The organism is Kitasatospora sp. NPDC057198, assembly GCF_042670125.1.
GTDB lineage: Bacteria > Actinomycetota > Actinomycetes > Streptomycetales > Streptomycetaceae > Kitasatospora.
On the sequence record NZ_JBHUWH010000454.1, the window covers coordinates 1 to 6150 of the forward strand.

The window sequence follows — 6150 nt, forward strand, 5'->3', positions numbered from 1 at the left end:
GATCAGGACGACATGGCCCGTTCTGGTGGTGCGGGCTCCTCCCGCCGGCGGCGCGCCCGGCCCGTCAGCCGATCAGCGCGGACGGCTGCGCGGCGGTGACGGCCCGGCCCGCGCCCGCCCGGGCGGCGGGGGAGCGCTCCAGCCGGGCCAGCAACTCGGCGGCGGGCAGCGCCTGGTGGGCGGCGACCCCGAGCGGGGCCGGGGCCAGCGGGATCAGCAGGTCCTCGCCGGGCTGGCCGCCGTGCAGCCACAGCGCCGAGGCGTAGTGCTCGGGCAGCGACAGCAGCCGCGGCTCGTACCGTCCGGGCGTGCCGTGGGCGAGCTGCCACGCCTGGCGCAGCGCCCGCACGGTGGAGTCCAGGAACGGGCCGGCGCTCAGGTGGGAGAACGCCGGGCCGTCCGGGCCGTTGACCACCTCGGCGGCGGCCACCACCCCGTCCAGCCCGTCCTCGCTGAACTCGCCGACGGTCAGCGGCGCCTCCTGCGCCCCGCCGTCGGCGCCGCCGCCACCGCCACCGCCCGTGCACCCGCTGTGTCCGCAGGGCGTGGCCGCGTTCCCTCCGGACGCGTCCCCTCCCGACGTGCTCCCCTCGGGCGCGCCCCCTCCAGGCGCGCCCGCCCCGGGGGAGCTCTCGCTCAGCAGGAAGCGCCAGCCGGTGCACTCGGCCCCGGCCAGCCGGGGCGCGGGGCCGTGCAGGGCGTGCACGGGCAGGGCGAGCAGCGGCCGGGGGCGGCCGGCGCTATGGCGCAGGACGGAGGCCGAGGACGGTGAGAGCTCCGCCTCCGGCCCGAGGGCGGAGAGCACGGCGCGCAGTGCGCCGGCGGGGGGCTGGGACAGGTGCAGGGTCATGGCTGGGTCGCCTCTCCGTGCGAGATCGGCGTGCCGTTGCGGCATACCGGCATGGCGCCGACATGAGGGAGGTCTGGCCGTGTCCGGTTGTGCATGGGCGCCGAGTGTGGTGGGCGGGTCGTCGACGAGAGCCCCTCGGCATCGTGGGTGTCTCGGACGGCCCTGACCGGGCCTGAGCGGCGTGCGAATTCCATTCGAACAGGTGCACAGGGTGACCTTCATATCACGTTCTGTTGCGGCGCACAAGTCGAGGAACGGCTGACCGGTCGTCAACCACCCTGTCTCGTCCGGGTGTTCGCATCGTGGGCTATTGATCTTCGACCGGGGCATGATGCTGGGGCACTGTCGACCGAGGGGAGGGAAGGCACCCGTGGGCGAGAAGGTCGTGGCGACCAGGGCGGAGCTGGCCGACCGGCAGCTGTACCGCCGCAAGCTCCAGTCCTGTCTGGACGTGCTGGAGCGGATGCTCAGGGAGGAGCGGTTCGACCGCCCGAAGGCGATGATGGGCCTGGAGATCGAACTGAACCTGGCCGACGAGCAGGGCCTCCCGGTGCTCGGCAACGAGCGGGTGCTGGACGCGATCTCCTCGGCGGACTTCCAGACCGAACTGGGCCGGTTCAACATCGAGGTCAACGTCGCCCCGCGCCGCCTGAGCGGCCACGTCTTCGAGGACCTGCGCGAGGAGCTGGACACCGGCCTGCGCTACGCCGACCGGCGGGCCGCCGACGCGGGCGCCCGGATCGTGATGGTCGGCATCCTGCCCACCCTCGACCTGGAGCACGCCGGGCTGGACGCGATGAGCCGCAACGACCGCTACAGCCTGCTCAGCGACCAGATCCTGGCCGCCCGCGGCGAGGACATCGCGCTCGACATCGACGGCGTGGAGCGGCTGGCCGTCGACTCGGTGTCGATGGTCGCCGAGGCCGCCGCCACCTCGCTGCAACTGCACCTCCAGGTCACCCCCGCCCGGTTCGCCTCGGTGTGGAACGCGGCCCAGGCGATCTGCGGCGTGCAGCTCGCGCTCGGCGCGAACTCCCCCTTCCTGTTCGGCCGCGAGCTGTGGCGCGAGACCCGGCCGGTGCTGTTCCAGCAGGCGTGCGACACCCGTTCGGCCGAGCTCAAGGCCCAGGGCGTGCGCCCCATCACCTGGTTCGGGGAGCGCTGGGTCGACTCCGCGCTCGACCTGTTCGCCGAGAACCTGCGCTACTTCCCCGCGCTGCTGCCGATCTGCGAGGACGAGGACCCGGTGAAGGTGCTCTCCTCCGGCGGCGTCCCCCGGCTCGGCGAGATGCGGCTGCACAACGGCACCATCTACCGCTGGAACCGCCCGGTGTACGACGTCGCCGACGGCGTCGCCCACCTGCGGGTGGAGAACCGCTGCCTGCCCGCCGGCCCGACCGTGGTCGACACCCTGGCCAACGCCGCCTTCTACTACGGGCTGGTCCGGGCCCTGGCCGAGCAGCCCCGTCCGATCTGGAGCAGGCTCCCGTTCGAACTGGCCGACGAGAACTTCCGCAACGGCGCCCGACACGGCATCGACGCCGTCCAGTGGTGGCCCCGCGGCGGCCGCGGCGCCCGCGGCCAGGTCGAGCTCCCGGCCACCGACCTGGTGCTGAACGAACTGCTGCCGCTGGCCCACCAGGGCCTGGACGAGTGGGGCATCGAACCCCGCGACCGGGACCGCTACCTCGGCATCATCGAGCAGCGCTGCCTGCGCCGCACCAACGGCGCCGCCTGGCAGGCCGCCACCGTGCACCGGCTGCGCGAGCACCACGACCTCGGCCCGAACGAGGCGATCGCCGCCATGACCCGCCGCTACATCGAGTGCATGCGCAGCGGCGAGCCGGTGCACACCTGGCCGGTCGGCTGAACCGCGGGCGGGCTTTCACGGGCGCCTCATCCTCCTGTGAAAGGATGATCGGCCCGGGGCGGCAGCACCCCCCGGGTCGATCGTCCGCCCCCGGGAGACCCGTGACCACCGCCTCGGCCGAGCCCGCCACCACCCCCCAGACCCCCTCGCGCCGGCTGCTCGCCGCCGAACTGCTGATCGTCCTCGGCCTCTCCCTCGGCGCCAGCGGCATCACCTCGCTGATCAGCTTCGTCGGCTCGCTCACCGAACCGGCCGGCCTCGGCAGCCAGGTCGCCACCCTCAACGCCTCCCGCGCCCCCGGCCGGCCCTGGCTCGACCTCGCCTGGCAGCTCTACTACGTCGCCCGCGGCCTGATGCCGGTCGTCCTGGTCGGCTACCTGCTGCTGCGCGAGGGCAGCTCGCTGCGGGCGCTCGGTTTCGACCTGCGCCACAAGCTCTCCGACCTCGGCCGCGGCGCGCTGGTCGCCGCCTGCATCGGCGGCTCCGGCCTGGCCCTCTACCTGGCCGCCCAGGCCGCGGACGTCAACCTCACCGTCGCCCCCTCCGGCCTGCCCGACGTCTGGTGGCGGATCCCCGTCCTGGTCGCCTCCGCCTGGCAGAACGCCGTCCTGGAGGAGGTCGTGGTGGTCGGCTACCTGCTGCGCCGCCTGCAGCAGCTCGGCTGGGGCTGGCCCGCGGCGGTCGCCGCCAGCGCGGTGCTGCGCGGCTCCTACCACCTCTACCAGGGCGTCGGCGGCCTGGTCGGCAACATGGTGATGGGCGTGGTCTTCTGCCTGCTCTACCGCCGCTGGCAGCGGGTCGGCCCGCTGGTCGCCGCGCACGCCCTGATCGACACCACCGCGTTCGTCGGCTACGCCCTGCTGGCGGGCCACGTCAGCTGGCTGCCCTGACCCCGCCCACCGCCGGGCGGACGTCCACCGGCACCGCCCCGGGCGGCCCCGGGCGGCCGGTCCGGCCCCGGCCGTCCGCCGGTCCGGTGACCTGACGGCCTGTCACCGCGCGGCGGTAGGCTGGGCCTCCGACGGCCGCGGTAGCGCGGTACGCACGACAGGGGAGCGCGAGATGGACGGACGGCCCGATCCGCACGGCGACCGGGTGCGCATGATCACCGACGGGCTGCACAAGCTCACCGGCCTCCAGCCGCTGGTCGAGCGCCCGCACGGCCTCGGCGCCACCCGGATCTCCGTGCGGGTCACCGAGCAGCCCGACGCCACCCAGACGGTCGCCGTGCTGCGCGTGCTGCGGCTCGGCGACCGCTTCGGCCACAGCGAGAGCGCCCGCTGGGAGCGGATCTGGGCCGAGGTCTCCGACCGCGCCGCACCCCGCCCGACCCCGCCGCGGCACGACTGACGCCCCGGCCCCGCCGCGCGACCGACAAGTCCGCGGCACGACCGGCGCCCCGCGGCACGACCGGCGCCCCGGCGCCTCAGCAGGCCCACGGGTTCGGCCACGCCCGGGACGGGGGCCGCCGCAGCAGCCGGTCCACGTGCTCGCGCTGCAGGCCCTGCGCCGGGTCGACCGGCAGCAGCAGCCGGTCCGCCCGCAGCACGCTGCGCCGCACCAGCCGCGGCGGGATGCAGTCGTCCACCCAGGCGAACGGGCGGCCCTGCGCGTGCCGCAGGATCGGCGCCCACTTGGCGGCCGAGAACAGCTCCATCAGCGGCACCCGGGGGTCGCCCGGCTGCGGCACGTAGCCGCTGAACACCACCACCGGCAGTTCGGGCAGCCCGAGCAGCGGGGCGATGTGCTCGTTGGCCCGCTCCTCCCAGGTCGTGGCCCACACCAGTTCGTAGTGGTCGGCCAGTTCGCGCAGCCAGTCGCCGTGGCGCGGTGACAGCAGCACCGAGTAGCCCAGCAGGGCGTGGGTGTCGAAGTCGTCGTCGGGGTGCGGGAACACCGGGTTCAGCACCCCGTCGACGTCGAGGTACAGCAGAGGCTTGCCCATGCGGTTTCTCCCCCGGGTCGCGGCCAGTTACCTGGTCGGACGAGCCGGGGCCCCGGGAGGTTGCAAGCTGTCAGCGACTGTCACCCGGAAGTGACGGGTTCCGGTTGGGCCGCCCCGGAGCGCGCCCCGGGGAGCACGCGCTCCAACCGCCGCACCTCCGGCACCAGCAGCACCAGCCCGGCCAGCAGCGCACAGACCAGCGTGCACCCCCACAGCGCCCCGGACAGGCCGAACGCCGCCGCGGCCGGACCGGCCAGGCCGGTGCCCAGCGGCAGCAGCGCGAACGAGCCGAACGAGTCGTACGCCGACATCCGCGACACCAGTTCCTCCGGGATCTCCTGCTGCAGCGTCACCATCCAGCCCACCAGGAACACCGTGGTGCCCGCGCCGGCCAGGAACATCGCCGCCGCGACCAGCGGCAGCGGCCACTCGAGCGCCAGCGCCAGCGGCGGCAGGCCGAACAGGAACACCCCGCCGTTGCCGACCAGCAGCAGCCGGCGCGGCTGCCAGCGCGTCATCAGCGGGCCCGCCACCACCATGCCGACGCTCAGCGCGGCCATCGCCACGCCCCACGCCCCGGCGCCGCCCATCCGCCGCTCGGCCACCACCGGCCCGTACACCGCCTCCACGGCGAGCACGCAGGCGTTGATCAGGCCGAACTGCAGCACGATCGCCCACAGCCACCGCCGGGCGGTGAACTCCCGCCAGCCGACCAGCAGTTCGCGGGCCAGGCTGGGCCGGGCCGAGCTCCGCTCGGCCGTCGGCTCCGGCCGCAGGCCCACCCGCAGCGCCGCCGCGAGGGCGAAGCAGGCCGCGTCCGCCGCCAGCACCCAGCCGGGCCCGGCGGCGGCGACCAGCAGGCCGCCGAGCGCCGCGCCCGCGATCGAGGCGCCGTTCATCGCCATCCGGAACACCGAGAACGCCTTGGCCGCGTGCTCGGCCGGCACCGCCCGCAGGATCACCCCCTCCGCGGCCGGCGCGTAGAACGCCTGGCCCGCGCCGCCCGCCGCGGAGAGCGCCATCAGCGCCCACAGGCTCGGGTGCCCGAGCAGCACCAGCGCCGCCAGCACCGCCTGCGAGGCGGCGTTGAACAGGTTCGCCCCGACCATCACCAGGTGCCGGGGCAGCCGGTCGGCGATCGCGCCGCCGACCAGCAGCAGCACCACCAGCGGCACCGTCCGGGCGGCGGTCACGTAGCCGACCTCGGTGCTGCCCCAGTGCTCGCCGGAGTGCAGGACCGCGAAGGCGGTGGCGATCGGAGCCGCGGCGTTGCCGAGCCCGCTCACCACCGTCGCGGCGGTCTGGATGCGGTAGTTGCGGCCGGCCCAGGCCGGGTCGAGGAGGTTCACCGCCCGACCATGGACCTGCCACACCCCCGCCGTCCAGCGGTTTTCCCGCCCGCCCGAGCCCGCCCGAGCCCGCCCGAGCCCGCCCGAGCCCGCCCGAGCCCGCCCGGCTGGCCTACTTCACCGACGACCCGTACGC

The 6150-nt window shown here is 75.1% G+C and carries 6 protein-coding genes; 3 read left to right on the top strand and 3 right to left on the bottom strand.

Annotated elements, in window-relative coordinates; all coding sequences use genetic code 11:
- Window positions 1-64: 64 nt before the first annotated feature.
- Window positions 65-850, bottom strand: a complete 786-nt coding sequence (locus ACFUEL_RS32895; RefSeq protein ID WP_380240764.1) for a hypothetical protein — start codon at window positions 848-850, stop codon at window positions 65-67.
- 370 nt (window positions 851-1220) lie between these two features.
- On the opposite strand from ACFUEL_RS32895, the gene ACFUEL_RS32900 reads away from it, so the two are divergent.
- From ACFUEL_RS32900 to ACFUEL_RS32910, 3 genes are all read left to right on the top strand, one after another.
- A complete protein-coding gene (locus ACFUEL_RS32900; protein ID WP_380240766.1) occupies window positions 1221-2720 on the top strand; it encodes a glutamate--cysteine ligase in 1500 nt (499 codons plus the stop codon).
- A 101-nt stretch (window positions 2721-2821) separates the two neighbouring features.
- Entirely contained in the window at window positions 2822-3610 is a 789-nt protein-coding gene (locus tag ACFUEL_RS32905; RefSeq protein ID WP_380240768.1) for a CPBP family intramembrane glutamic endopeptidase, read from the top strand.
- A 172-nt stretch (window positions 3611-3782) separates the two neighbouring features.
- A complete protein-coding gene (locus ACFUEL_RS32910; RefSeq protein ID WP_380240770.1) occupies window positions 3783-4070 on the top strand; it encodes a hypothetical protein in 288 nt (95 codons plus the stop codon).
- A 76-nt stretch (window positions 4071-4146) separates the two neighbouring features.
- Here the strand turns inward: ACFUEL_RS32910 and ACFUEL_RS32915 are convergent, their stop codons facing one another.
- Window positions 4147-4665 (bottom strand): HAD domain-containing protein, encoded by a 519-nt coding sequence (locus ACFUEL_RS32915; protein ID WP_380240772.1) that lies wholly within the window; start codon window positions 4663-4665, stop codon window positions 4147-4149.
- Between the two features lie 80 nt (window positions 4666-4745).
- On the bottom strand, window positions 4746-6014 hold the full coding sequence (locus ACFUEL_RS32920; RefSeq protein ID WP_380240774.1) for an MFS transporter: 1269 nt from the start codon (window positions 6012-6014) through the stop codon (window positions 4746-4748).
- Between the last annotated feature and the right edge of the window lie 136 nt (window positions 6015-6150).